Here is a 25905-nt window from a genome sequence, read left to right as displayed (position 1 = left end):
GAGCTAGCTCATAAAGTTGAAGTCATTAATATCAGCGGCGTTCGCGCCGCTTTCAAAACAATCACACGTTAAAAACATCAACCTGCCTTTACTTGGTGAAGTGCAATACCTTTTGAAGCTTTCTCCTAAACGCCGAACCGTATCTTTACAAGTTAAGTCCGGGCAAATTGTAGTCAACGCCCCTAGCTACATTCATTTATCGGACATCGAGCAGTTTGTTGTCGGCCGTGCTTCTTGGCTTAAATCTGTTTTGCAAAAACAAGCTCAGTTACCTAGCAATAAAATGACCTACAAAAACGGTTCCGCACTGTTATATGGTGGCATTTGGCATGACTTGTTATTTAACGTTGGATCGGACAACTCGATTGTACATGACGCCACAACACATACATTAACGTTAATTGGCCCGAGTCAAAGTCTCAAAAATCCCAGTTATATACGTCGTCGATTATTGGCTTTTTTTAAACAAGAAGCCGAAACCTTAATTGCGCAACGCTTAAACTACTGGATCGAACGGTCGGGTCTAACGCCAACTAAATTGAGTTTTAAGTTCTATAAAAACCGCTGGGGTTGTTGTTACCAAAGTGGCGAAGTACGGTTTAATCCGCTGCTGGTTTCAGCACCGCTTGAAGTCATAGATTGTGTGGTCATTCATGAGCTTTGCCATTTAAAACATATGAATCATTCAGCGAAGTTTTGGGCATTAAATAAAAAGATTTGTGGGCACTGTGACGAAACTAAAAATTGGTTACGGCATAATCATGAGGCTTTGCAATTACCAACCATCAAAGAACAATAAGACTCAATGCTGCATTTTAGTGTCGGGCTTTACGCAACTGCGTTAAAAGAAGTAGTTTCTGTTTGATACGATTGTGAATATCGATTTTGGATCACTTGGCCTACAGGACTCGACTCAAATCTCGATGAAGTTGGTTCTTCTGCCAGTTTTAATGTTTGGCTTTGTTGAGCTTCCATTTCAGAAGACTTATCGTTTTTAACAGCGTTATATTCACCCGCTAAGGCTCGTTTACGAGGCTCCTCACCTATAGGCGACTCTGTATTAACTTCAAACTTTTCATCGTCACTGGTTGAACTAGAGGCCGCTTGACTCGTCTCACGAATTAACTCAGCTCTGGCTTCGGAAATTTTTTGGCTCGCTTCAGCCGCAACCTTACGATCTTGACTTGATGGTTCAGCCGGCGCCAGTGCGGCAGCTCTAACGGTTTGCATTTTTTGAATCGTTTCTTGTGCTGTTGGCTCTTTAGATACATCAATTGGCACTTCGCCGCTTACTGCATACTTCTGACCGTTTGGACCAGTTTCATATTGATAACTTGGTGTTCCAGCATGTCCGCCGCCAACAGAAGCGTGTGCCTGTTCATGGGCGCGAACTTCATCGTCACGACGTTCGAGTTGCTGTACTTCTTGACGAACTGCTTCATTTTTAGCTTGTTCAGCACGTTCTTCAGCTTTCTTCTCTTGGTCGCCATCGGTTTGTTCACTGGTGTTCTGCTCAGCGCTTTCGTCTCCAACTGTATCACCCGTTTCTCCTGCCGACCCCTCCTGTGACGATTCTTGACCGCCCTGTTGGGAGTTTGACTCGCCCTCAGCAAGTGGATCGTCTGGAATTACCGAGCCGCCGAGTTGCTTAATGCCATCGTAAGTTGGATTATCAACCACTGGAGGGCGAACATCTTGTTCGCGCGATTTTTGCGGGACGATTGCTTCGGCTTGAACTGGCGCTGGGACAACTTCTTTAATTGCATTCGCGTGCGCAAGCGACTCCGTTGTCGGAGCAGCTGCATTCACAATATTGTGAGGTAACGGCGGTGCAATATTTAAAGACATTGTTGTATCTATCTCGCTTTACTAAACTTTGGTGTCAATGAGAGTGCCAACAACATCATCGGCAGTTTTAATCACATTTACATTTGCTTTAGCTAAATGTTCATTTACCACTAAGTTTACCGCTTCAGCATTAAGTGAAACAGGTGGTGGTGTATTTTCGCGCGGCGCATTTTCATTTTGGTCATTTGCCACATCTGTTTGTGCAACGACATCACGCTCAGCTTGCAGCTGATTGATATTTACGCTTGCTTGTTCTATGCCTTGCTCTGCAGCTTTATATCCGTTTAATCCAGACACCACTGCAGAAGACACATTTGAAATGTCCATCTTACCCCCTAATTTATTACCACATATTAATACACGCTATTTTGTAAACGTAATACGGGCCAATAAAAAAACTCTACCATGTACAATTATTAACCAATAGTAAAATATTGCAAGTCCTTACGTTAGATTAATTAGGTCTAAACACCATAAATTAAAGGCCTCAGGGTGCGAAATAAAAGGCGCATGAGAAGCTTTATCTAGTTCAGTGACATCAAAAGCTTGCGTAAATTCAGTAAGTTGTTTGGTCATTTTTATTGGCACTAAAGCATCTAACCGTCCTAATAAAACAGCTACTGGCACCTGGATAAGATGTAATTTTTGCCGTAAATCAGCATTTTTTAATATCTCCAACCCCTGTTTTAGCACATCACTCGTCGGAGTTGGTTTGGCCAAAACAGCGGTTTTAATTCTTTTTATATCTTGCTTTGCAGAAACACTGCCCATCGCTTGAATCGCCATAAACCGTTCTATAACCGCTTTATGTTCATTATCAAGTTGGTTTGCAAACTGATCCAAAACTGCTGGTTGAATACCCGGCCAGTTGCCGTCAGCCATAAATTTGGGTGAACTGGCCACCAAACCCAAATTGAGGATCTTTTCTGGTTGGGTAATGGCTAATTGCGTTGCCACTACCCCCCCTAACGACCAACCAATAATGGTGCTTGGTTCTTGGATTTGGTCGGCTAACCAATCACTTAAGGTTTCGACAGTGTGGTTATTTACGGTATTTGGTTCATCACCATAACCTGGCAGTTCAATGGCAACAATTGGTCGCTCAGTGAGTAACGACAACTGCTCGATGGTTTGCGTCCAAACATTATTATTCATTCCCCAGCCATGGATCAGTATCACTGGCGATTGAGATAAGGTAAAACTAGTGATGGCAAAACCCTCTTATTAAAAAATTAAATCACTCAGGGCATTAGGCAATTGGGTCTGAGAAATTAAAATACGGAACTTGAAAAACAAATGGATTTTAACGCGACAAAAAAATGGATACAAAGCTTTCTTATCAAGCACATGCCAACCGATTGTATTTTGTGTCAATTACCACTAGAGAAACCTCAGCGATTTACTCAATTGTGTGCAACCTGTGTGCTAGACATGCCAACTTATCCTTTGGGCTGGGATATTAAACAGCACGATCCCAAAGCCACCAGCGAGCTCACCTGCAGTAATCTAGCGGGGATCACAGCAATTGGAAAATATGATTGGCCTTTAGATCACGTCTTACTGCAACTCAAATTTGGCCGCAGATTGTGGGCCGCTCGACCAATAGGAGCTCTTTTGACCAAACAGTTGTCACAATTGTTCTGGCCCCAGATTGACTTTGTCTGCCCACTGCCATTACACAAAAATAGATTGCGAAGTCGTGGCTTTAACCAGGCATTTGTCATCTGCCAACATATCAAGTTTGACTTGCCGGTTAACATTTTGTGCTCTTTAAAACGGGTAAAATATTCGATGCCACAAAGTGAACTGTCGCGTCGTAAACGTTTGCAAAATGTTCGCAATATATTTCGTTGTTCTGAAGATTTAACCGGCAAAACGATTTTATTGGTAGATGATGTTGTCACTACTGGCGCTACTTTAGACAATGCCGCTAAAGCACTTTTAGAACAGAACGCAACCGCAGTTTATGCTGCGGTTGGTGCTATTAGAACGCTGGATTAGTAAGAAATACCTTTCGCGATAAATAAGGCATTGAACAACAAACGTTGGCTACCATAATTTATTGCTCTAAAGTTCGGATTGTCGGTCATGCCAATGACGACGCCACGGCCAAAACGATGAGCGACTAATGCCGTCGCTTCTGCGATTTTTTCAACATTGACCTGATCGGCATACCCTGAAATCAGTGGCTCTTTAGTATATTTAGCAACAACAGTGAAAGGCTTTTCAGGTTCGAGTAATAAATCGATGCTATTTTTAAACAACGGCATAGTTGCGTTACTGATACCAAATGACAAAGGATGTCCTAGGTCGATGTCTGCAGCAAAATAAGCGCCTGCAACACGTTGACGACCTTGCAATGCTTCTTTGTCGTTGTAGCTTAAACCTTCGCTTTTAAAGCGCTTGCGCATATCTTTTGCGTTTATATGTTCCGCACTGAGTAATTTTTGTTGAGACAACCACAGGGCAGCGCGTTTTTGCCCCCACAACACACCGCCGCTTTGTACCCAACCTTTTAGTTGTTTCGCTAAATTGTCATCGCTTTTACTGAAACTGCCGTCCGCTAAAATAATATGGGTATAACGTGACAAGTCCGTTGCTATTATTTTTCGCTTATCAATAATCGTTGGCGAAAAACCAACGTGGCGGTCAAGTGCATACCAAGTTTCACCTACTTCATATAAGTTCATTCCGTTGCCGCCAATGACTAGGACTTCAGGCAGTTCAACGTTTAACATTGAACGACTACCCAAATCGATGCCCTTAGCCGACAATCCGGTGGTGATTTGGATTAGCTCTATCCCATGCTTATCAGCTACCGCAGCTAATGTTTTGCGCCAATCGCCTTGTTGCAAACCGGCATGAATTAACATTGTGCCTGCCGCCAATTGCTGGTCACCTTGCTTTGTCGAAATATAAAGCGGCTTCATCGCAGAACGAACCTTGATGTTTTTAGACAACAATTCATAAACTGCGGGCGCAGCACTAGAATCACGCCAATCGATGGCATAGGAGTAAACGTCATCTAGTGTGTTGTTGTTTGTTACTTTACGTTGCCAAAGGTTATTTGACACGTTTAAGCTTCTTTGTGACTTAACAGCGCGGTATTCAAGGTTAAAGGCCATTGCCAAGTTCCAACTAGATACGTCGTAGAATGTATTATCGTTAAAACTGGTGGCTTCAGAAAATATAGAGCGAATTAACCGAGCTTGTGGTTGCTGCAGTGGAATGTACACACTGTTTTCGGCTGTAAATTGATGTTTGTCGATTTTAGCGTCTTTGTTTATCGCATAGGCTTGTATATTGTGTTGCTGCAACAAAGCCACAAAGTCGGCGACTCTTGATTTGTCAGCAATATCACCAACGATAAAACCATCTATGTCAGCTTTTTTAGCAACTTTTTTGGCATCTTGTTCAAATTGCCATTGGTAATCGAGTAATACTTGTTTGTTTTCCAAACTGCCTTTTAACGTAGAAAACGACGCAGTAATTTGATTTTTAATTGTTGCAGGGAAAGCAACATCGCCGTTTATCGACTCCTGCAAATGGCCACGTGACGAACCTTGCTCAAACAAAATCCCTATCGTGCCGTGTAGGTCGGGGTAAGTTGAGCCCTTACCTGCATAAAAATCGTCAAATGCTTCTTCGGTAAAATACAGTTGCTCTTGTTGGTCAAATGCCGCGGCGTGATACGTTGCTAATTCTTTAGTGAGTTCTACGTTGCGCTCAGGTGTAAATGGGTTTTTACGAGACGCTATGCCAGGTTGAAAAAAGAATGTGCTGTGTGTGCCCATTTCATGATGGTCAGTTAACACGTTTGGTCGCCATTGATGATACTGCGCGATACGAGCGCGAGATTCTGGATGTTGTAGCAATAACCAATCCCGATTTAAGTCAAACCAATAATGATTTACCCGTCCTCTGATCCAGTCTTGTACATGCTCACGATTATTCGGATCGCTATTTAAGTTCATGCCTTTATGTTGATTTGCCCATTGCGCAAAACGGCTTAATCCATCCGGATTTAAACTTGGGTCGAGTAATACCACCATTTGATCTAAATATTCCGCAACGGCAGGTGAACTCGATGCCGCTAAATAGTAGGCGACTAACATCGACGCATTACTGCCAGACGATTCATCACCGTGCACGCTGTAATTAAGATTAACAATCAGTGGAAACGCATCGTGATTTGGTTTGTTTCTTTGTTGTAACCGCTGAATGTGGTTACTTTGTATAGAAGAAATATTAGATTGATTCTTTGGTGCTGTGATCACCAATTGCAAAAGCTGCCTTTGCTCGTGACTTTGCCCAATAACATTTAATGTTACGCGGTCACTGCTCTTTGCTAATGCGTGATAATACTGTACTAGCTGATCATGTCGTACATGCCACTCGCCAACTTGATAACCTAAAACTGATTCTGGTGTTGGGATGTTTTTATTATAATCCTCATCTGGGAGGTAATAACTTAGCGGCACCGCATGCAGGCCAGAACTAAGAAAAAAAACTAAACTTATTGCTAAAACTCTAAGGTTCATTTTATCAATCTCTTTTATCAAACTTAACAACACATTAAACATAGCTATTGCCCATTCACAATACCTATTAGATAAATTCAAGGTTAATTACGACCACCGAGGGTCAGTACTATTGAAATTCGACATGTTGCACCCATATCTTTAACCAAGTATTATGCACGTAATTGCCAATAACCTAGTAAATTAGTCGGATATTCTCATGATCTCTATCTCCGAAGCGGCCCAAGAACACTTCGTAAAACTGTTAGAAAAACAAACACCAAAAACGCGTATTCGTATTTTTGTTGTTAACCCTGGAACAAAAAGCGCTGAATGCGGTGTGTCATATTGCCCTGAAGAATCATTAGAGGAAGACGACATTGTGCTTCCGTATACTGGCTTTGAAGCTGCGGTAGACAAAGAAAGCGAACCGTTTTTAGAAGACGCAGAAATCGATTTTGTTACCGACCAAATGGGCTCTCAGCTAACGCTTAAAGCACCAAACGCTAAAGCGCGTAAAGTTTCTGAAAACGCAACTTTAAGAGAGCGCCTTCAGTACTTCATCGATACTGAGGTTAACCCAAGTTTAGCGGGTCACGGTGGCAACTGCCAAATCGTTGAAATTACTAAAGAAGGTGTAGTTGTTCTGCAATTCGGTGGTGGTTGTAATGGTTGTTCAATGATTGACGTTACGTTAAAAGACGGCATCGAAAAACAATTATTGAAAGAATTTGAAGGTGAAGTGTCAGGTGTTGCAGACAGCACTGAACATGAAGCTGGCGAACACTCTTACTACTAAATTGCGACAAAGGGACGGACATAAACTCGGGTTTGTCCCTTTTTCATTTCGAGAGCTAATGTGACTCACGATAAACTGCAAGATTTTCTCCTTAAATATGGATCGACTCCGCAGGCCAGCGCAAAATGGTTTGGGATTGGCATCTTTTTATTTTTTACCGGGATGATTGGTATCTATCTTTCGGTCAACGCACCAACTTGGATATCTGTTGTTAGTTTTGCCACCTTAGTCGTTGGTGTATTAATCGCATTAAAGGGCTATATAGGTATTTTATTTAACCGCCTCGCTTATTTTCGCCATAACGCCGCTAAAAACAAAGCAAAATACAAACATATCAAATAATCTTTTTTTACAGTTCCGGCAATTTTAAAATCGCGCATTAGCAATATAAAAACTCGGTAATCAATATCTACTCTAGGTTTATCCTTGTGAGTTAACTTTACCCATAACATATTGGCTGTTTTGCAACATTGTTAATTGACTTGCTCCTCTGGCAAACAAAAACAACCAAAACGCTAGCCACAACCCTAGGTTTTCACCACCTAGTAAATGATTTAATGATACTGCGCAAACAAATACTATAGTAGCGATAAACATACTGTTGCGCATTGAACTAACCCAGCCTAATCCAATAAACACGCCATCAAAAATAAAACACATAAAACTGCCTAAGGGCATAAAAATGATTATCCAATAATAGCTACCCAGCGCTTGATGTAACTCTTCAATGTTGGTCATTAACTGAATAATGTCATTAGCAAATATCAAATAAACCAAGCTGTAAAAAATGGCAAACTTAGCCCCAAACCGAAACCCTTTGGTGATGAATAATCGGACTTTTTTCGCTTGTTTAGCACCAACTTGTTGACCCACAAGCGACTCAAGAGCAAAAGCGACGCCGTCTAGGGCAAACGATAAAAACAGAAAAAACTGCATCATAATCGCATTTACCGCAACCGCATTAGGTCCAAATCGGCTGGCATAAAGAGTCATAAACGAAATGCAAAACTGCAATAACGCGCTTCGCATAAACAGCACTCGATTCATTGCGATAAGCCCTACGATGCCTTCATAACTTGCCGCAACAAAAGGCTTAAGCCGTTTTAGAACTGACAAGTTATAGCTAATCAGCAGAACAAACTGACACGTTTCGGCAATGACTGACGCAAGTGCAACGCCACTCACTTCCAAGCCAAGTATAGGGACAAACACAATATCCCCAATTAAATTGACAAGGTTACAAACGATGACGGCAATAAGCACTTGTTTGGTTTTACCGATACCTATCAGGTAGCCCATAAATACAAGGTTAAGTAAGCTTACGGGGGCGATCCAAATTCGGATATCAAAATACTGTTGAGCGTAATACAGACTCGCTTCCATGTGCGCACCAGTGTCGACCAACAGTAACATGGCTTGAAACAACCAACTTTGTAGCGTCAAAATCACCACTGCTAATAAAATAGCGAGAACACAACCCTGTAATAAAACACGGCTTAAACCTTCACTATCTTGTCGTCCCCAAGCTTGAGACGCTAGGGCAGTGGTCGACATTCTTAGGAAACCCAATAGCCAAAATGCAATAGTTACGACTAAACTACCTAAAGCGGTCCCAGATAAAAAATCGCTACTGTTTAAGTGACCTATTACGGCCGTATCAACAAATCCTAACAACGGCACCGTAATGTTTGCTAAAATCATAGGCCAGGCAAGTTGCCATATTTTTAAATTAGCATGACCGCGAGGTCGCCAGAGGTGTTGAATATTTTGAATCATTTACTTTCTACTATTTTAACTGTGCTTTTAGCAATATTTGTTTTTGCTGTCAGTTCGACATCGGCCCAAGCCGCAACGGTTGTAATATACCATCATGTCAGTGAAAACACGCCAGCATCCACGAGTCTTTCACCGGAAGACTTTATTAAGCACTTAACTTTGTTCGAAGAGCTCGAGCTCGAAGTCGTGCCACTATCCAAATTAGTGAACGCTATTCAAGATAAGCAAGATGTCCCATCTAATTGGGTCGCGATTACCTTTGACGATGGGTTTACGAGCGTTTATGACAACGCTATGCCTGAATTACAAAAACGTAAATACCCGTTCACTGTGTTTGTTAATCCAGATAAAGTTGGGCCAAGTAAGCTGTACATGGACTGGCAACAACTCAGAGAAATAACAAAGGCCGGTGGAGAGATTGCGAACCATACGTTAGCCCATGAAAATTTGGTTCAAACCGGATTAACGCTAAACGAAATCAAAGCAAACCTCGCGGCGGCAGAAAAAGCCATCACCAAAAACACTGGGCAAGCCCACAATATGGTTGCCTATCCTTTTGGCGAGTATAACGACATCGTGAAAACCGCTTTAAAAGAATTAGGTATGGTCGGGTTTGCCCAGCATTCAGGGGCGATTGATAAATACAGTGACCTTCAAGCCTTAACGCGCTTTCCCGCTGCAGGTATTTACGCCAATCCTAAAACGTTGAAAAATAAAGTGCTAAGTCTGCCTTTTTCGGTTAAATCCTACAGCCCAACAGATACGACGCCAATTAACAACCCGCCTAAATTTGTTGTTGAACTGGCTAAAAAAGACTTTTATCAAAGTCAATTAGCCTGTTTTGTTTCAGGTTTTTCCGATCCAGTTAAACCAACTTGGATTGATGATTTAACATTTGAGATCACCGCAACAGATGTGATCGGACTTGGCCGAGTAAAATACAATTGTACCGCGCCTTCCATCAGCCACGCCGGTAAATATTACTGGATGTCCAAGTTATGGATTAACCTCGATGGTACAGACTGAGTTTTGTTTATACCAAGCGGATCTCGGCTGTTTTGTGGTTATATAGTTGGGATGGCGTGGCTAATCATAGAATTAGCCACGTACGGTCTCACTAAGTTAAAAATGCCTTACATCAACTTTTTGAAGTCTTCTAACATAGTTTGAGTATCGACAGTAGGAACTTGGTTTAATACAATTTCAGGCTTAAAAATAGCTTCTATTTGTGCGTCGGGGTTCACTAATATTATTGACGCACTGTGGTCAACAAAATAGCCATCTTCGATTTCCTGATCCGGTATTGAGTACATCAAACCTAGGTTTCTGACGAAAGGGAATAGGTTTTTATGTTCCGCTCTAACGCCTTTAATATTGCCACCAAAGTAGTCAATGTATTTAGCCATGTTTTCTGGTGTGTCCCGCTTAGGATCAACAGATACGAACACAATTCGCACGGGCTTGTCTGACACTTTCTGAAGCTCTGGTAAAATTCGACTGAGTTTAGCTAATGTCATAGGACATACATCAGGACAGGACAAGTAGCCTAAAAAGACTAAATCCCAATACCCTTTCAGGTTATCGTTAGTGAATACGGTATTCGTTTCGTCCTGTAACTCAAAAGGTTGGATCACGCGTTGGGGGTCGTATACAAACGTTGTTTCCGAAAACTCAATTTTGGAAGTATATTGAAATACAAACACACCAACACAAACAGAGATTAGAGCCGCTAATACAAGCAATACATTTTGTTTTAAGTTCATTCGAGGGCCTAAATAAAGTGGTCGACTAACAAGACCACAAATAACGCCAATAAATGCCAGATCGAAAACTTAAAGGTTTCCATCGCTAATTGTTTATTTTCTGTGGTTTTTAACAACCAAGCATAACGTAAAAAGACAACGTTTAAGCCTAAGCTTACAACCAAATACAGGATACCTGTCATACCCACCAGATACGGTAGAATACAAACTAAGGTCAGCAAAATGGTGTATAACATGATGGTATTTTTGGTAAATTCGTTGCCATGAGTTACGGGCAACATTGGGATATTAACCCGGGCGTAATCTTCTTTTCGGTGGATCGCTAACGCCCAAAAGTGCGGTGGTGTCCAAGTAAAAATGATCATTACAAGTAATAACGCATGTGGATGAATTTCTCCGGTAATCGCACACCAACCAAGTAGCGGCGGCATCGCACCGGCTAAACCGCCAATGACGATATTCTGAGGTGTGAGACGTTTTAGAATAAGAGTATAGACAACCGCATAACCAAATAAACTGGCAAGTGTTAACCAAGCTGTTAGTGGATTAACTTCAAAATACAATAAAACAAAGCCACTGAACGCCAAAAATAACGAAAATCCGATAGCTTGTTGATTAGTTAAACGCCCTTTGGCAATAGGTCTGTTGTATGTTCGAGCCATCTTGGCATCGATTTTTTGGTCAACGATATGATTCATCGCAGCGGCAGCGGCGGACAGTAAACCTATTCCTAAACTCGCGACAAATAATAAACTAAGTGAAGGCAATGTCGGTTGGGCTAAAACCATTCCAACGATAGCGGTAATCACTAACATAAAGACTACTTTTGGTTTGGTGATTTCATATAAATCTTTGACCAACCCAACTAAGCTAGTCAGTTGATTTGACTGTGTACGTTGTTCTATCATTTCACGCTCCTTCCACCAAGGTTTGACTTGACCTTACTGGCTTTTCTTGTGGCTCTATCGTCGGGCGACGTAACTTAAAGCCCGATAAATACCAAGTGGCAATTAAACTCAACAACAGGCAGACAGCAACAAAATTGTGCATTACTGCGACGGCCAATGGCAGATGAAAAACCACATTAGAGATCCCTAGCAATATTTGCAATAGCAAAAGCCCCGAAATCCCAAGGGCCACTTTTCTATTCGCTTGAAAATCTCTTTTTAGAAGCATAAAGATCAGCGTTAAACACATCAAAGTAACGGCAATTGCACCAAAACGATGGAGAATATGGATACTCATTCGCGCTTCATAAGGGAAAACACCAAACTCATAATTGGCATGCCCTGTTGGTATGGATAGGGCCTGACCTAAATCAAATCGTTGTTGCCAACCATCTTCACAAATAGGCAAATCTAAGCAAGCAACAGCTGAATAGTTGGCGGCTGTCCAACCGCCCAACGCAATTTGTAGAACCACAACAAACACCGCTGATTTAATCGCTAGATGAAGCTTTGATGAAGATGAAAACTTAGAGTTTTCGAGCCAAGCCGGATAAAGTTTTCGTCGTAATTGAATGGTTAATAAAAACAATATTGCGAAGGTCGTGAATCCGCCTAACAGATGACCCATTACAATTAGAGGCATAAGGTTCATAGTAACGGTTAACATGCCGAGTACGGCTTGCAGGGTAACTGTAATGAGTAGAATACTGGGGAGCAGGAGTCTTTGTTTGGCTTTGATGCTTAAAACAAAGATAGCTAATATCAATAACCCTAATGAGCCAGCAAAATAGCGATGGATCATCTCATTCCACGCTTTATGCGCTTCTACTGGACGCTCTGGAAACGCCAACTCCGCTTTAGTAATGTCAACTTCCGCAGTAGGGACTGACAAAAATCCATAACAACCTGGCCAATCAGGGCAACCTAAACCGGCGTGGGTCAAACGTGTATACGCACCTAAAACTATCACTACAGACGTTACACACAGTGCAACAACAGCTAATTTGTACAATGAACGAAGCATGGCACACCTCTTTTATTATTCTTCTTATTTTGTTCTTTTAATACCGTTAACCAACTCGCGCATAATTCAGCAGCTTTTTGATGTCGGCCAAAATATCTTTGCTGGTATTTATCGTATGTTCCCTGTCAGCTGCACCGGCATACTGCATAATCACCTTACCAAATGGGTCCACAATGTATAGATACTGCGAGGATAAATTTTTGTTCGTCAATTTTAACGTTTTTAACATAGGGTATTCTGCGGGCAACTTGGCGCTACCTAACACGTAAGCATTGACTCTTTTTTGTAATTTACCAAGCGCTATATAAGTTTGATTTAGACCATAAAATTGCTCCACACAAACCGCGTCGCAACTTTCTGTTGGCTGATAAACAATTGACCAGGTCGGCACATCGTGATGCAGGTCGAGTTCTGTTGTAAATTCAACAAACTCCCCCTTATTTGTCGCCCCGGGGGTGTACCATCCCATTTTTAAGACAACAAACGCGAGTATCAAAGGGACACCCGCCATAACTAAAAATATCGAGAAAAATGATTTGGTTTTCATTACTACAACTCTCCTAATTCGAATCCTGTGAATCGGGTTTGACCCGGCTAGCGAAAACAAAAATAACTAAACTGGCAAAGGCCAACAGAAACCACTGTAGCGCATACGCTTCATGTTTTTCAGGCATCATCACAACGGGCTTATACGTTTGAACTAAACCTTGAACTTGTTCATTATTTGCATAGACAATTAACGGCACAATTTTGGGCTGCCAATCATGTTCAAATACCATGTTAATTGATTGGATCCGCTGAGGCCATTGGTCTGTTAAAGGGGGATTTTCTAATACAAACTGTTGTAACTGTGTCGACTTAATCACCCCATGTAATTCAACTTCTGAGGGTAAATTGAACGTTGGAAGTTCAGATCGGTTATTTGGTGCTTTTAGCCAACCAAAATCAACCAGTATAGATTGGTTATATTTACTTGATAATACAGGTGCCAGAACTTTATAACCGGGCTGCCCTTGATGAACTCGGTTATCCAATAACATCATATACTGAGATAAGACTTGGCCCGTAATTACTGTATTTTGACCATTCAACAATTCGCTAGACTTGGCGTCAACGGGATTAAATAAATCATCCTGAGTTGCTAATTGTTCCGTGCCAAACGACAACAACCACTCGCGCTTCTCATCCGCACGCTGCAATTGCCAAAATCCCAACTTGCACAACAGAATAAAAGCGGTCAAAGTGACCAACACAGGCCAAAAAGATATCTTGATTCGTTTTAACACTACGACTACAACCTATAGGGAAAAACATATGCCATTGGTGATAAAAATTATTGCAGTAGCGCTACTACTACTTATTATTTTTAATTTATTTCGTGCCATGTTCAGTATGTTAAAACAAGATCCGAACAGACCACCAATGTCTTATTTTATTGGGCTAAGGTTAAAATTCACCGTTGCCTTAATTGTCTTATTGCTATGTTGTCTGGCGTTTGGCGTTATCACACCAAACCCCAGACCTTATTAATGTTTATAGAATATAAACAAACAAGAACAACAGTACCCATACCACATCAACAAAGTGCCAGTACCAACTTGCGGCTTGGAAACCAAAATGGCTTTGCGGCGTAAAGTGATCTTTTAACACGATTCTTAAGAACATAATCAATAACATGATTGTGCCTAAGGTTACGTGTAGTCCGTGAAAACCAGTTAACAGGAAGAAGGTATTACCGTAAATACCACTTGATAACATCAATCCCATTTCTTGATATGCATGAACGTATTCTTCAACTTGTAGAATTAAGAAAATAAATCCTAATAATACCGTCGCGCCTAGGGCAATTTTGAGCTGTTTACGTTTATTTTGTTCTAAACCTACGTGCGCAAAATGACAGGTAACTGACGACGTTAAAAGAATAATAGTATTGATTAGCGGTAAGCCATTCCAGCCCATTGCCTCTGTAACCGCACCTGAAGGGGTTGTTGTTAGCGGCCACATCGCTTCAAATGCAGGCCATAATACTTCGTGAGTCGAGACATTATTACTCGCTCCACCTAACCATGGAACCGAGAACACTCGGGCGTATAACAAGGCACCAAAAAAGGCACCAAAGAACATGACTTCGGAAAATATAAACCAGCTCATACCTTGCTTAAATGAACGGTCCATTTGCTTGCTGTACATGCCGCTCATCGACTCGTCGATAACGTTTCTAAACCAACCCACCAGCATGAATATAATTATTGCGATACCAGCTAATAGTAGGTAACCGCTGTATCCTGAAACGCCTTTAGTTACATCATTAACATAACCACCTGCGCCAAACGCAATACAGAATAATCCGATTGCGCCAACAATTGGCCAGTGACTCTGCTCTGGCACATAATAACTTTCGTATTTTTCACTCATTTTTTTGTCCCCTATGGTGCACTTAACGTGTCACCAGCAAACAATTGTTCAAATTCGTCATGCTCAATTTTTTCGCTGATATCAAAAAGGGTATAGGACAAGGTTACGATTTTATATTCTTCAGGTAACGCATTGTCGATATAAAACTGCAAACCTAAATCTGCGGTTTCACCTTTTTCTAGCGGTTGACGATTAAAACAAAAACACTCGATTTTGTTGAAATAGGCTGCAGCTATACCCGGACTTACCGAAGGTACAGCCTGCACAACCATGTCGTTTACTGACTTATTTTTTACAATAAAATTAAGTTCGTGCATTTCACCTGGGTGAACTTCTATCCGTTTAACTTCTGGACGAAAGTCCCAAGGTAAGCTGCCTTGAGTACGAGCAATGAATTCCACCGTAATTGTGCGCGACGTATCGACAAAATCCGATGTAACAGCCGCCGTAGTACTGGTTTTACCGTTGAGGCCCGTGATGTCGCAAAACACGTCATATAGCGGGACTAAGGCAAAACCAAATCCAAACATCAATGCCACTGTTAAGACTAATTTCTTAACAATTTTATTGTTATTTTTTGGCGAATTATTTTCCATTACGCGACTCGACTACTTAATCTCAGGTGGTGTTGAGAATGTATGATAAGGCGCAGGTGAAGCAACCTCCCACTCTAAACCTTCAGCACCTTCCCAAACTTGGTCAGACACTTTATCGCCACCTTTAATACATTTATAAACAACCACTACAAACAATATTTGAGATAAACCGAAGGCAAACCCACCAATACTGATAATGGCGTTAAAGTCAGCAAATTGCGTTGCGTAGTCAGGAATACGACGAGGCATACCCGCTAGTCCAACAAAGTGCATTGGGAAAAACAACACGTTCACTGAGATAAGTGACAACCAGAAATGCGCTTTAGCAAGACCGATATCAAACATATGCCCAGTCCACTTAGGCAACCAATAATACGCACCTGCCATAATGGAGAATATCGCACCTGTCACTAATACATAGTGGAAGTGAGCAACTACAAAATAGGTATCATGGTATTGGAAATCCACTGGGGTAATGGCCAACATAAGTCCTGAAAACCCACCTATCGTAAATAAGACAATAAAGGCGATTGAGAACATCATGGGGACTTCAAAAGTCAGTGCACCGCGCCACATAGTTGCAACCCAGTTAAAGACTTTCACCCCAGTTGGCACCGATATCAGCATGGTGCAGTACATAAAGAACAGTTCGCCCGCGAGTGGCATTCCTGTGGTAAACATATGGTGCGCCCAAACGACAAACGACAATAATGCGATTGACGCGGTGGCATAAACCATTGATGAATAACCAAACAGTTTTTTGCGGCTAAACGTCGGTACGATTTGCGACACAATACCAAAAGCAGGCAAGATCATGATGTAAACTTCAGGGTGTCCAAAGAACCAGAATATATGCTGGAACATAACCGGATCGCCGCCCCCTGCTGCGTCAAAGAAGGACGTAGCAAAGTATTTATCAGTTAACACCATAGTGACCGCACCAGCGAGTACAGGCATAACCGCAATCAATAGAAACGCAGTGATTAACCATGTCCAAACAAACAACGGCATCTTCATGTAAGTCATACCTGGCGCTCGTAAGTTAACAATAGTGACGATGACATTAATCGCCCCCATAATTGACGAGATCCCCATGATATGAACAGAGAAAACAAAAAACGCGGTGCTATCATTACTAAATGTTGTTGATAGTGGCGCGTAGAATGTCCAACCGAAGTTAGGACCGCCACCTTCCATAAACAATGACGATAACAAGATCAAAAACGCAAAAGGTAAAATCCAAAAGCTCCAGTTATTCATGCGTGGTAGGGCCATATCAGGCGCACCAATCATCATTGGAACCATCCAGTTCGCTAAGCCAACAAACGCCGGCATTACCGCACCAAAGACCATAATCAAACCGTGAACGGTCGTCATTTGGTTAAAAAAGTCTGGTTCAACTATTTGCAAACCTGGTTGAAACAATTCTGCACGAATAACCATTGCCATCGCACCGCCGATGAAAAACATCACCAGTGAGAAGATCAGGTACATCGAACCGATGTCTTTGTGATTGGTTGTTAGAAACCAACGTTTTATGCCTTTAGGCGCGCCGTGATGATGATCATCTGCATGATGATTCGAATCGACTGCATTGTTTTCAGTAGTACTCATTGTAACGCCTCCTATTGTCCAGACATATATTTGATAACTTCAGCCGCTTGAACCGCGTCTCCCGTGCTATTACCCCAAGCATTACGCTCATAGGTAATAATCGCCGCTAAGTCTTTCAAACCAAGTTGTTTGCCATACCCTTGCATTGCTGTGCCCGGCTTACCGTTAACAACAATATCGATATGAGCACCAAGGTCACCTATGGCAATTGCACTGCCTTTAAGCGCTGGGAAAACTCCAGGGATACCTTGACCGTTTGGTTGGTGACATGCTGCACAATTTGCGTTGTAGGCTTTTTCACCATGAGCCATAAGTTCGTCAAACGACATATTCATCGCTAACAACTTTTGCTCTTCTTCTTTGGCTTTTTTAGCAATCTCAACTTGCTCGCTAACCCACTTATCAAATTCAGCTGGCTCTTTAGCAATAACCACAACCGGCATGAACCCGTGGTCTTTACCACATAATTCAGCACATTGGCCGCGATAAATGCCAGGGACATCGACACGAGTCCACGCTTCATTGATGAAACCTGGGTTTGCATCTTTTTTGATAGCAAATTCAGGAACCCACCAAGAATGGATTACGTCGTCAGAGGTGATAAGGAAACGAACTTTTTGACCGGTAGGAATGACAAGAGGGCGGTCAACTTCTAGGAGGTAATTAACGGATTTTTCACGTTTATCGTAAATTTCGTCTTTCGTGGTGGCTAACAAGCTGTAATATTCTAACTCGTGGTCAAAATATTTGTAATGCCATTTCCACTGGGAACCTGTGACTTGCACCGTTAAATCCGCTTTGGAAGTGTCTTCCATTGCGATTAAGGTTTTAGTAGCAGGAAAAGCCATCGCAATCAAAATAACAAACGGAATAGCCGTCCAGAGTATCTCAACTTTTGTGCTTTCGTGGAAATTAGCGGGGGCAACCCCTTTCGATTTGCGGTGGTATAACATCGACCAAAACATGATCCCGAATACCACTGCACCAATGACGCAACATATGTAAAAAATGATCATGTGTAAGTCGTAAACATTACGACTAATCTCAGTCACACCTTTTGTAAGGTTAAGCGGCATTTCTTCGGCTACAGCATTATTAGCAAATACGGCAGCTGACAACAGCCAACTAGATTGCTTAGCAGTCACTCAGTATCCTCCCAATTATGGTCAAACTTAAGAGGAGACTGTACAACCCAAACCAGTACAAAAACCGACTGTGTATTTAACACTAGACCGTTTTTTTATTCCCCGAAAATTTGATTTCATCTATTAATTATTATTTTGTCCGTGTCCAATTTGTACTGTGACACCTGTTGATTTTTTATTATTTTATCGCTGATTTTTTATCCAACAAAAATAACCTATACCCTTTGTGAAACAAGTGCAAATTTAATTTGAACAAAAAAAAACCAACCGAACAATAATTGTTCAGTTGGTTTATTTTTAACTCGTATTGGAATAATTACTTTAAATTACAGGATCTTCCAAACTCTATAAAAAGAAACAATGCGACTGACATCAAAAAATCACAAACTTTTTCGAGGTGGCAATGCTGAGTTAGCGAAGATTAATCCCGCCACAAGCGACATAAAGATAACGAGCGACTGCTGCATTGCATGGTCACCGTAATCAAAACCACTACCTGCAATATAAGCATTTAAGCCAATAAACGTTTTGCTCCCAGGGACCAAAACAATCAAGCCAGGCATACCCACAATAACCGCAGGTGCCTTAGCGACTCGCGTAAATATATTGCCATATACCCCAACAACAAAAGCACCTAAAAATGCGCCCATGGCATAGTCGAAATATGAGGCCCCAAAGTTACTTGTACCAAAAGCAATAAAGCCAACGGCAAATGACCAAAGAATGTGCCTGCGTCTTGTTCTAAATGCAATAATTAGTGAAGTGGTTAACGCCGCAATAGCAATCCACGCCGTCCACGCAGGTAATACCGCTCGAGGTTGGAATGGCACTTCGCCAAATAACCAAAAACCAATTTCGAGACCTAAAAAAGCACCAAAATACAGTTTAAAGAGCATCATCATCGCATCCATGATCTTGGCTGTGCCCGACACTAAATGGCGCTCTGACAACTCTGCGAGCCCTATGGTTAATGCGAGTCCTGGTATAAACACAATAATCGACGACAACACGACCTTACGTATATCAATACTCGGATCGACATAACTGGAAATTGCACATGCTAAAATTGCAGACACCATAGCAACCAACGGCTCTAGCATATTAGTGATGCCTTTGGAACGACCCGACCACAGGACAAACACATAAACCACTATGCCCAATAAACCTGCCCAGATCACATCTCGAACACTACTGACCATGATCATTGAAAATGCGGCACTGGCCATCCAATAAGAAATGCCAGTAGCAACCTTGCCATAGGGATTTGGCATATTGTCGATTTCATCAAGGCGTAACGAAGCTTCTTCGATTGACAGAGTTTTATTTAATACCTGCTCAACAACTTCATCGGTGCGAGACAAACTGCCCATATCCAAATCACCAGGTGCCACACGCGCTGCATGGGTATATTCGTCCTCATGTCCTTCTGTCCACAACACAAATGTCATAGAGGTGGGAGAAACAATAAATGCGGAGCGCAACTCAAGCGCATGGGCCAATTCCATCAAATGCGCTTCTAGGCGATAGACCGGAGTACCGTATTTATGAAGCATCTTACCGATGCGAACAATAAATTTACGTCTGAGTTTAAAGAGATCACTTTGCACGTTTTTGTCCTGCGCTAATTATGGGTTTTGTCACTATATCCCCAGGGAGCTGGTGGATTAATGATTCGCGATGTTAAATCAAAATCGACTCGAAACTCGCGCCCTTGTCTGATCAATCGGTAACTAAATTTATCTGGGTATACAAACATTTGCCATGTATTGCCTACCGATTGTGGAATGCCAAGTTCAACAAACAGTTCTTTTGAGTACTGATCTGCAGGGAACGATTGCACATTATCCCAACCAGCATCAACCGTATGTCCACCATACATCGTCGACTTGTCATGACTACCGTCGTCATGACGATGATCATGCTTTAGCGACAATCCAGAACCCGTTTTAGTGATAATCCAAGTACGTGATGCGTCTTCGCCAACATGAAATGGAATTTGCAGTTCCGAGTCAGTGCATTTTCTAACATGCATCACCAATTTTTCTTCACTAAAACTACTTGGTCCGGCGTTATCCACCGTTACTTGGCCAACAAAAGATTGACCGCAAAGTTGTTTTATTTGATTAAAAAACGCATCTTGAGTGGCAATTGAAACAAGCGGTGCAGGTGAATAAGACATTTTAGCGTGGGCATACGTCGGGCTAATCATAAGAACGTTAGCCAATACCAATATACTAAGTAATTTTTTCATTTAAGTGACCTATCGTGTTTGTTCAAACTGTCTAAGTGCAATCGCGAGTTCTTCCGGTGTATCAACATTTAAATATAATGTGGATACTTCGTCTTTTATCATCGCCATACCACTAAGGTAAAGTTGTGGCGTACTAAATGACAACTTAACATTAGCAGGCTGTGCGCCAATATAAACTTGCTCTTTGTCATCAGCTTTGTGCCAGTTTCCTGTTTCGACCGACTGAATATCGGCTTTGCTAATGACGCAGAATCCCCACCACGAGTTATTAACAATCACTTTATCGTCAAATTCATAGAGTGAGTAATATCGGCTCACACGGTAATTCGCGACAAACATGACCAACAGGTAAAAGATAAATGTTGCAACAAAAGCAGCAACCAGTTCGCTCCATTCATATAACCACAAATAGCTTACAACGGTTGCTAACGATGTTCCAATCACAGTTAGTGCAAAATACCATCGACTAGCTGATCTCAGTTTAATATTGGCAAGGGCGGCAGTATGACGTCGAGAAAATCGTGGGATCGCATAATACCAACTTGCTGGTTCATGCGCCAAAGTCACGGCCAAGTCCATTTGAGTAGACGCTTTAGACGTGGAATTTCGCGCTTCGTCTGTATCATACTTGCTCAACATATGGATCCGTGGATCACCAGTCAAACTTCTTGCCTGCCACAATGCTTTTATAATCGTGACCAATAGGTAAAGTTCGATGACCAACAATACAGCAATAATTGGATAACGTAGCCAAGTTATAAATTCAAAATATTCCGCTAAATTTGCCGGATAAGTATACCGAGCAATCAAACTGCTTAACGACAATGAAACGATTATTTTCCACTTAGCTTGCTTGCCTATTTGGATCACCCAGAACCAATACAGTATTGGTAATAAAGCGAAGTACCAAGCTGATATTCCCAGCACTTTTTGCCACGCCCCATCGGCTAATATTAACGACCAATCGCCGGTAAACGCCATAACATGGTCAGGCATGAGTTGACTGCCAAGCCAATAACTTACAATAGCGACGACCACATAAATCAGTCTAAATTTTACAGGTGTTCTCACTTTTTTTTTCCGTTCTTTTGATGAGTATTATTATTTTGACGTTGTTGCTTTATTGTCGTCCGCCTCTAAAACGGCGGTAGTATGTTCGGCCAGTTTTTCATCTTCAGGTTCAGGCGCTGATGAAAAATCAGGGTTGTTTACGGGTTCTGCGATCAAATCCAATCGTTCATGTTCGACATCAATATGGCTTGGCTCAATCTTAGGCATCGATTTGGAGACTTTATTCGACAAACGACTAAAACGTTCCACTTTGCCCGCTAGGCCTTGTTTTCCAGCGAGTCCCTTAACCGTATCATTGTATTGTTTGCCAACGGTATCCAGCGTGCGGCCAAGTTTTTGCAAACGCTCGGCAACTAAACAGACTTGATTGTATATCTCTCCGGCTCGTTCACTAATTTCACGAGCTTCTTGGTTGCCTTGTTCTATCCGCCACAAATTAGCAACAGTTTTTAAAATTGGCATCAAGGTTGTGTGTGATACTAGGATGACATTGCGTTCGTATCCGTAAGTAAACATATCTTTGTTGTGCTTTAACGCCTCTATGTATGCGGGTTCAATTGGCATAAACATCAATACAAAGCTCGGACTGCGCATGCCGATTAAATTGGCATAATCTTTTTTAGTTAAATCGTCGATATGATTTTTAACGGCGCCGACATGTTCATCAAGGGCCACTTGAGTTTCAGCATCGGTTTTAGCGGAAATAGCGCGGTCATAGGCGACTAAGGAAACTTTGCTGTCGATAACAATATGTTTATTATCTGGCAATTTGATCACAAAATCAGGCAAACGACGTTGACCTTCCGCGTCGACAAATTTTTCCTGACTATCGTAATGATCGCCTTTGACTAAACCCGCGAGTTGTAAGGTGCGCTCAAGTTGAATCTCACCCCAGTTACCCGCCGTCTTTTTCTCACCTTTCAGTGCTGTTGCAAGGTTATTTGCCTCGTCAGACATTTGCACCCCAACGTCGAGTACTTTTTTCAACTCAGAGGCCAAATTAGCCTGACCTTTGACGGACTCGGAGTGCACTTCATTAACCCGCTTTTGAAAGCCTTCGACTTGTTCTTTAAACGGACGGAGAATGGCATCAAGTTCTGATTTATTCGACAGACTAAAGGATTTACCTTTTTCTTCTAAGATCTGATTAGCCAGGTTAGAAAATTCCATTTTGAGCTGGCCTTTTTGCGCTTCGATGTCTTTTTTCTGCTGTTCAAATTGATCTTCTTTAGCACTTAAATTTGTTCTCAACTCGGTCAGTTCATTCGACAACTCAAGTTGGATCCCTTGCATCCGGTGCAATTGCACCGCTGATTCTTTATGCTGTTGATTGGCAATAACCAATTGCTCATCGCGCTCAGAAATACGTGTTAGTAAACCTTGATTATCAGCTTGCAGTTTAGCGACTTCCTGCCGAGCTAGGTTGGTTTGCGTCTGAAAGTTTAAAACTGAATTGGTTTGTTGTGCCAGTTCGCTTTTTATCGCCTCTATTTGTGCGTCTTTTTCTATCAAATGCCGCTGTAATTGTTCGGCATGCATTTGTTGTTGCGCCATTTTAATTCGGCTCGTCACCAAAAGTATCAGCAATACAAAGACTACAACACCGCCCAAAAATGCGGGTAAATACGGGATAAATTGCTCAAGCACTCGGTTGTTCACTTTTGAGAAATTAGAATAAGACTATTGTGCCTTGTCGGGCACAAAAAGTCGTTAGCTATATCAAAGAATTAAAGGGGCAGAACCACTTTCAAAAACCAGAGGTTGGGCAACTCTAGCGAGAACGAAATAAAGGTGGTTCTGACCCGTTAAATTATGCGGGAAAAACGTTGTTGATTGAGTTGAGCCGCCATGTACTTATCGAACGTCATACAGATTGTACGTACAAATAACTTTCCGCTTTGAGTAACTCGAATGTGGTTTTCTTCTAGCTGAAGCATATGGTCTTTTATCATAGGATCGAGTGCATTTAATTCGTTTTCAAAGTAGGTTTTAAAATCAATTTCCCATCGTTTTTCGATATCTGAAATATTAACCAAAAAATTACACATTAACGTTTTAATCACATCGCCTCGAATTTGGTCATCTCGACTTAGCCACAACCCTTTTTCAACGGCATTTTTGTATGTATCAATAGAGGCATAATAGTCTGTTAACGACTTATAATTCTGGCTAAAACTATTCCCTATTGAACTTATCGAGGACACTCCAAGCCCTAGTAAGTCACTGCTGCCTAAGGTGGTATATCCCTGAAAATTTCGATGCAATTGCCCAGATTGTTGCGCCTGTGCTAAATCGTCATTAGGTTTGGCGAAATGATCCATGCCTATTGCGATATATCCTTTTTCGACAAACACATCCAATGCTCGCAACATTAATGACATTTTAACGTCTGGCGTAGGTAACCATTCATCTTTGATCTTTCGTTGAGCGGCGAAACGAGACGGCATATGAGCATAACTAAACAGTGAGATTCGGTCAGGATCACAGTCTAAAATATCATTTAATGTTTTCTCAAATAGCACAGGCGATTGATGCGGCAACCCATATATCACGTCTAGATTAATTGAACAAAAACCAAGATCTCTTGCGCGACGCAGTAAACTTTTAATAAATGTTAAATCCTGCACCCGATTAATGGCTTCTTGTACTTGCAGATTGGTATCTTGAACACCAAAACTCAAACGAGTAAATCCAAGGGAATACAAATGGTCTAAATAATCCAATTCGATTTCTCGCGGATCGATTTCAATGCTCATTTCCCACTTTTGGTCGAACTCAAATTGTGTATTGAGAAGTGCGATAATCCGTGAAAATTGCGCTTTTGATAAAAAACTGGGAGTTCCGCCTCCGAAATGAATTTGCACGACTTTGTGATCTTGAAATAAACTTGCCCGGCTTTCGATTTCTTTGGCTAAATAATCTAGGTATATATCTGCCTTATGTTTATGACGAGTCACTACTTTATTGCAACCACAGTAATAACAAAGCTTATGGCAAAATGGAATGTGGATATAAATCGATAAGTTGTCGGTTTCGCTCTGTGCCACAGCTTGACAAAAATTTTTGTTAGAGAAGTCGTACTGAAACTCAAGTGCTGTTGGGTAAGAGGTATAGCGTGGGCCATTCATATTGTATTTGTTCATCAATGGTAGATGAGATGTCGACACGTTTTGCACTCTAAGTTCCCAATTGTTTTTCACGATTGGCGCTACTTTAAAACAATAATAAATTGTCTGAGTTGATCAAGCTCAACAAAATAACCGTTATTATTATTTGTGCTTAGCGCTTAAGCGACTTAACTTATTAGATTAATATAGAATCTAGAAGGGTATTGAAGTCTACGTTTGGGCTTAAAAAGTAACGTATTTATCAATAATACATAAAGGGCAAAATAGAATGGTTATCAGCGACACACAAACTCTAGTTAATAGGTTAGCCGAATTAGCTTCTCCAGAAATAGCCAATACGTCTCAACGATTTTTTAAAACGCAAAAGGGGCAATATGGAGAGGGCGATCATTTTTATGGGATCCGAACCGCAACATTACGTGCCGTCGCCAAACAATGTAAATCTATGACCATTCCAAAGGTATTTGAATTACTTAATCATGAATATCACGAAACCCGAATGGTTGCGGTGTTTATATTAGTCGAACGTTATCAAAAATCTAAAATCGACACAGACAAACAAACCATCGCAGATCTATATATTCAACATTCTCAGAAAGTGAATAACTGGGATTTGGTCGATAGTTCAGCCTATAAGATTTTAGGCCCTCAGCTCCATGGCAAAGACACCGCAGTACTGTATGAATTAGCTCAATCCTGTAACCTTTGGCAGCGTCGAATTGCCATAATCACGACGTTGTATTTTATCAAACAAGACGACTACGCAGACACTCTGGCGCTTGCAGAAATATTGTTACATGACAAAGAAGACTTAATGCATAAAGCTGTGGGGTGGATGTTGCGAGAAATCGGGAATCGCAATAAATCGGTCGAAGTGGCATTTTTAGATAAATACCACAAGACTATGCCACGCACGATGCTCCGTTATGCCATTGAGAAATTTACGCCGCAGGAACGACAACATTACATGAAAAAGTAACCCGCCATAGCTGCTATTGCGCTTAAAAC

Annotated in this window: 26 protein-coding genes; 7 read left to right on the top strand and 19 right to left on the bottom strand. The window is 41.5% G+C overall.

What is annotated here, in order from left to right; all coding sequences use genetic code 11:
- Positions 1-16: 16 nt before the first annotated feature.
- Entirely contained in the window at positions 17-799 is a 783-nt protein-coding gene (locus tag Q4575_RS06390; RefSeq protein WP_303521751.1) for a M48 family metallopeptidase, read from the top strand.
- Between the two features lie 29 nt (positions 800-828).
- Here Q4575_RS06390 and Q4575_RS06385 read toward each other — a convergent pair whose 3' ends face one another.
- From Q4575_RS06385 to bioH, 3 genes are all read right to left on the bottom strand, one after another.
- Entirely contained in the window at positions 829-1848 is a 1020-nt protein-coding gene (locus Q4575_RS06385) for a putative metalloprotease CJM1_0395 family protein (protein ID WP_303521750.1), read from the bottom strand.
- Between the two features lie 21 nt (positions 1849-1869).
- Positions 1870-2175 carry a hypothetical protein gene (locus Q4575_RS06380; RefSeq protein ID WP_215964464.1) on the bottom strand — a complete coding sequence of 102 codons (306 nt, stop codon included), beginning with the start codon at positions 2173-2175 and terminating at the stop codon, positions 1870-1872.
- Positions 2176-2292: 117 nt separating this feature from the next.
- Positions 2293-3027, bottom strand: coding sequence for a pimeloyl-ACP methyl ester esterase BioH (gene bioH / locus Q4575_RS06375; RefSeq protein ID WP_303521748.1), 735 nt, complete (start codon positions 3025-3027; stop codon positions 2293-2295).
- 117 nt (positions 3028-3144) lie between these two features.
- Between bioH and Q4575_RS06370 the strand changes: the two genes are divergently transcribed.
- Positions 3145-3849 carry a ComF family protein gene (locus Q4575_RS06370; RefSeq protein ID WP_303521747.1) on the top strand — a complete coding sequence of 235 codons (705 nt, stop codon included), beginning with the start codon at positions 3145-3147 and terminating at the stop codon, positions 3847-3849.
- Here Q4575_RS06370 and Q4575_RS06365 read toward each other — a convergent pair.
- Complete coding sequence (locus Q4575_RS06365; RefSeq protein ID WP_215964467.1) at positions 3846-6389, bottom strand: M14 metallopeptidase family protein; 2544 nt, start codon at positions 6387-6389, stop codon at positions 3846-3848. The two genes, Q4575_RS06370 and Q4575_RS06365, sit on opposite strands and share 4 nt — an antisense overlap.
- Positions 6390-6588: 199 nt before the next feature.
- On the opposite strand from Q4575_RS06365, the gene nfuA reads away from it, so the two are divergent.
- Entirely contained in the window at positions 6589-7167 is a 579-nt protein-coding gene (nfuA, locus tag Q4575_RS06360; RefSeq protein ID WP_215964468.1) for a Fe-S biogenesis protein NfuA, read from the top strand.
- 60 nt (positions 7168-7227) lie between these two features.
- The gene (locus Q4575_RS06355) at positions 7228-7509 is read left to right on the top strand and encodes a hypothetical protein (RefSeq protein WP_303521744.1); all 282 of its coding nucleotides are present in this window, start codon (positions 7228-7230) and stop codon (positions 7507-7509) included.
- 78 nt (positions 7510-7587) lie between these two features.
- On the opposite strand, the gene Q4575_RS06350 is transcribed toward Q4575_RS06355, so the two are convergent.
- Positions 7588-8943, bottom strand: coding sequence for an MATE family efflux transporter (locus tag Q4575_RS06350; protein ID WP_303521743.1), 1356 nt, complete (start codon positions 8941-8943; stop codon positions 7588-7590).
- On the opposite strand from Q4575_RS06350, the gene Q4575_RS06345 reads away from it, so the two are divergent.
- Positions 8935-9969, top strand: a complete 1035-nt coding sequence (locus tag Q4575_RS06345) for a polysaccharide deacetylase family protein (RefSeq protein ID WP_303521742.1) — start codon at positions 8935-8937, stop codon at positions 9967-9969. The two genes, Q4575_RS06350 and Q4575_RS06345, sit on opposite strands and share 9 nt — an antisense overlap.
- Before the next feature lie 107 nt (positions 9970-10076).
- On the opposite strand, the gene Q4575_RS06340 is transcribed toward Q4575_RS06345, so the two are convergent.
- Genes Q4575_RS06340 through Q4575_RS06320 form a run of 5 tightly spaced genes read right to left on the bottom strand, consistent with a single transcriptional unit; the run spans position 10077 to position 13963 of the window.
- Complete coding sequence (locus tag Q4575_RS06340; protein ID WP_303521741.1) at positions 10077-10706, bottom strand: SCO family protein; 630 nt, start codon at positions 10704-10706, stop codon at positions 10077-10079.
- Between the two features lie 8 nt (positions 10707-10714).
- Positions 10715-11614 carry a heme o synthase gene (cyoE, locus tag Q4575_RS06335; protein WP_215964473.1) on the bottom strand — a complete coding sequence of 300 codons (900 nt, stop codon included), beginning with the start codon at positions 11612-11614 and terminating at the stop codon, positions 10715-10717.
- Between the two features lies 1 nt (position 11615).
- Positions 11616-12677: a heme A synthase gene (locus Q4575_RS06330; RefSeq protein WP_303521740.1), complete on the bottom strand. Its 1062-nt coding sequence runs from the start codon at positions 12675-12677 to the stop codon at positions 11616-11618.
- Between the two features lie 46 nt (positions 12678-12723).
- Positions 12724-13224: a hypothetical protein gene (locus Q4575_RS06325; protein ID WP_303521739.1), complete on the bottom strand. Its 501-nt coding sequence runs from the start codon at positions 13222-13224 to the stop codon at positions 12724-12726.
- A 13-nt stretch (positions 13225-13237) separates the two neighbouring features.
- Positions 13238-13963, bottom strand: a complete 726-nt coding sequence (locus tag Q4575_RS06320; protein WP_303521737.1) for an SURF1 family protein — start codon at positions 13961-13963, stop codon at positions 13238-13240.
- A 28-nt stretch (positions 13964-13991) separates the two neighbouring features.
- Between Q4575_RS06320 and Q4575_RS06315 the strand changes: the two genes are divergently transcribed.
- A complete protein-coding gene (locus Q4575_RS06315; RefSeq protein ID WP_256448325.1) occupies positions 13992-14207 on the top strand; it encodes a DUF2909 domain-containing protein in 216 nt (71 codons plus the stop codon).
- Positions 14208-14210: 3 nt separating this feature from the next.
- On the opposite strand, the gene Q4575_RS06310 is transcribed toward Q4575_RS06315, so the two are convergent.
- The 9 genes from Q4575_RS06310 to hemN all read right to left on the bottom strand — a co-directional run bounded on the left by Q4575_RS06310 (position 14211) and on the right by hemN (position 24915).
- The gene (locus tag Q4575_RS06310) at positions 14211-15092 is read right to left on the bottom strand and encodes a cytochrome c oxidase subunit 3 (RefSeq protein WP_215964476.1); all 882 of its coding nucleotides are present in this window, start codon (positions 15090-15092) and stop codon (positions 14211-14213) included.
- An 11-nt stretch (positions 15093-15103) separates the two neighbouring features.
- Entirely contained in the window at positions 15104-15688 is a 585-nt protein-coding gene (locus Q4575_RS06305; protein ID WP_303521736.1) for a cytochrome c oxidase assembly protein, read from the bottom strand.
- 12 nt (positions 15689-15700) lie between these two features.
- The gene (gene ctaD / locus Q4575_RS06300) at positions 15701-17302 is read right to left on the bottom strand and encodes a cytochrome c oxidase subunit I (protein ID WP_215964478.1); all 1602 of its coding nucleotides are present in this window, start codon (positions 17300-17302) and stop codon (positions 15701-15703) included.
- A gap of 11 nt (positions 17303-17313) precedes the next feature.
- On the bottom strand, positions 17314-18378 hold the full coding sequence (gene coxB, locus Q4575_RS06295; RefSeq protein ID WP_215964616.1) for a cytochrome c oxidase subunit II: 1065 nt from the start codon (positions 18376-18378) through the stop codon (positions 17314-17316).
- Between the two features lie 449 nt (positions 18379-18827).
- Positions 18828-20054, bottom strand: a complete 1227-nt coding sequence (locus tag Q4575_RS06290; protein ID WP_215964479.1) for a threonine/serine exporter ThrE family protein — start codon at positions 20052-20054, stop codon at positions 18828-18830.
- A 14-nt stretch (positions 20055-20068) separates the two neighbouring features.
- On the bottom strand, positions 20069-20656 hold the full coding sequence (locus Q4575_RS06285) for a hypothetical protein (RefSeq protein WP_303521848.1): 588 nt from the start codon (positions 20654-20656) through the stop codon (positions 20069-20071).
- A 51-nt stretch (positions 20657-20707) separates the two neighbouring features.
- Positions 20708-21769, bottom strand: a complete 1062-nt coding sequence (locus tag Q4575_RS06280) for a hypothetical protein (protein ID WP_215964480.1) — start codon at positions 21767-21769, stop codon at positions 20708-20710.
- A gap of 30 nt (positions 21770-21799) precedes the next feature.
- Positions 21800-23416 carry a DNA recombination protein RmuC gene (gene rmuC, locus Q4575_RS06275; protein ID WP_215964481.1) on the bottom strand — a complete coding sequence of 539 codons (1617 nt, stop codon included), beginning with the start codon at positions 23414-23416 and terminating at the stop codon, positions 21800-21802.
- Between the two features lie 158 nt (positions 23417-23574).
- Positions 23575-24915, bottom strand: coding sequence for an oxygen-independent coproporphyrinogen III oxidase (hemN, locus tag Q4575_RS06270; RefSeq protein WP_303521846.1), 1341 nt, complete (start codon positions 24913-24915; stop codon positions 23575-23577).
- Between the two features lie 250 nt (positions 24916-25165).
- On the opposite strand from hemN, the gene Q4575_RS06265 reads away from it, so the two are divergent.
- Positions 25166-25876, top strand: coding sequence for a DNA alkylation repair protein (locus Q4575_RS06265; protein ID WP_303521735.1), 711 nt, complete (start codon positions 25166-25168; stop codon positions 25874-25876).
- Positions 25877-25905: the final 29 nt, after the last annotated feature.

The organism is Psychrosphaera sp. 1_MG-2023, assembly GCF_030548245.1.
Taxonomy (GTDB): Bacteria; Pseudomonadota; Gammaproteobacteria; order Enterobacterales; family Alteromonadaceae; genus Psychrosphaera; species Psychrosphaera algicola.
Note: the sequence above shows the minus strand (reverse complement) of the source record. Positions and strands in the feature narration are given on the sequence as shown.

What these genes read in the sequence shown, in the direction of transcription:
- Q4575_RS06385 (WP_303521750.1), bottom strand. Translation starts at nt 1,848, where the DNA reads ATGTCTTTAAATATTGCACCGCCGTTACCTCACAATATTGTGAATGCA.
- Q4575_RS06380 (WP_215964464.1), bottom strand. Translation starts at nt 2,175, where the DNA reads ATGGACATTTCAAATGTGTCTTCTGCAGTGGTGTCTGGATTAAACGGA.
- Q4575_RS06370 (WP_303521747.1), top strand. Translation starts at nt 3,145, where the DNA reads ATGGATTTTAACGCGACAAAAAAATGGATACAAAGCTTTCTTATCAAG.
- Q4575_RS06365 (WP_215964467.1), bottom strand. Translation starts at nt 6,389, where the DNA reads ATGAACCTTAGAGTTTTAGCAATAAGTTTAGTTTTTTTTCTTAGTTCT.
- nfuA (WP_215964468.1), top strand. Translation starts at nt 6,589, where the DNA reads ATGATCTCTATCTCCGAAGCGGCCCAAGAACACTTCGTAAAACTGTTA.
- Q4575_RS06350 (WP_303521743.1), bottom strand. Translation starts at nt 8,943, where the DNA reads ATGATTCAAAATATTCAACACCTCTGGCGACCTCGCGGTCATGCTAAT.
- Q4575_RS06340 (WP_303521741.1), bottom strand. Translation starts at nt 10,706, where the DNA reads ATGAACTTAAAACAAAATGTATTGCTTGTATTAGCGGCTCTAATCTCT.
- cyoE (WP_215964473.1), bottom strand. Translation starts at nt 11,614, where the DNA reads ATGATAGAACAACGTACACAGTCAAATCAACTGACTAGCTTAGTTGGG.
- Q4575_RS06330 (WP_303521740.1), bottom strand. Translation starts at nt 12,677, where the DNA reads ATGCTTCGTTCATTGTACAAATTAGCTGTTGTTGCACTGTGTGTAACG.
- Q4575_RS06325 (WP_303521739.1), bottom strand. Translation starts at nt 13,224, where the DNA reads ATGAAAACCAAATCATTTTTCTCGATATTTTTAGTTATGGCGGGTGTC.
- Q4575_RS06315 (WP_256448325.1), top strand. Translation starts at nt 13,992, where the DNA reads ATGCCATTGGTGATAAAAATTATTGCAGTAGCGCTACTACTACTTATT.
- Q4575_RS06310 (WP_215964476.1), bottom strand. Translation starts at nt 15,092, where the DNA reads ATGAGTGAAAAATACGAAAGTTATTATGTGCCAGAGCAGAGTCACTGG.
- Q4575_RS06305 (WP_303521736.1), bottom strand. Translation starts at nt 15,688, where the DNA reads ATGGAAAATAATTCGCCAAAAAATAACAATAAAATTGTTAAGAAATTA.
- ctaD (WP_215964478.1), bottom strand. Translation starts at nt 17,302, where the DNA reads ATGAGTACTACTGAAAACAATGCAGTCGATTCGAATCATCATGCAGAT.
- coxB (WP_215964616.1), bottom strand. Translation starts at nt 18,378, where the DNA reads ATGCCGCTTAACCTTACAAAAGGTGTGACTGAGATTAGTCGTAATGTT.
- Q4575_RS06285 (WP_303521848.1), bottom strand. Translation starts at nt 20,656, where the DNA reads ATGATTAGCCCGACGTATGCCCACGCTAAAATGTCTTATTCACCTGCA.
- Q4575_RS06265 (WP_303521735.1), top strand. Translation starts at nt 25,166, where the DNA reads ATGGTTATCAGCGACACACAAACTCTAGTTAATAGGTTAGCCGAATTA.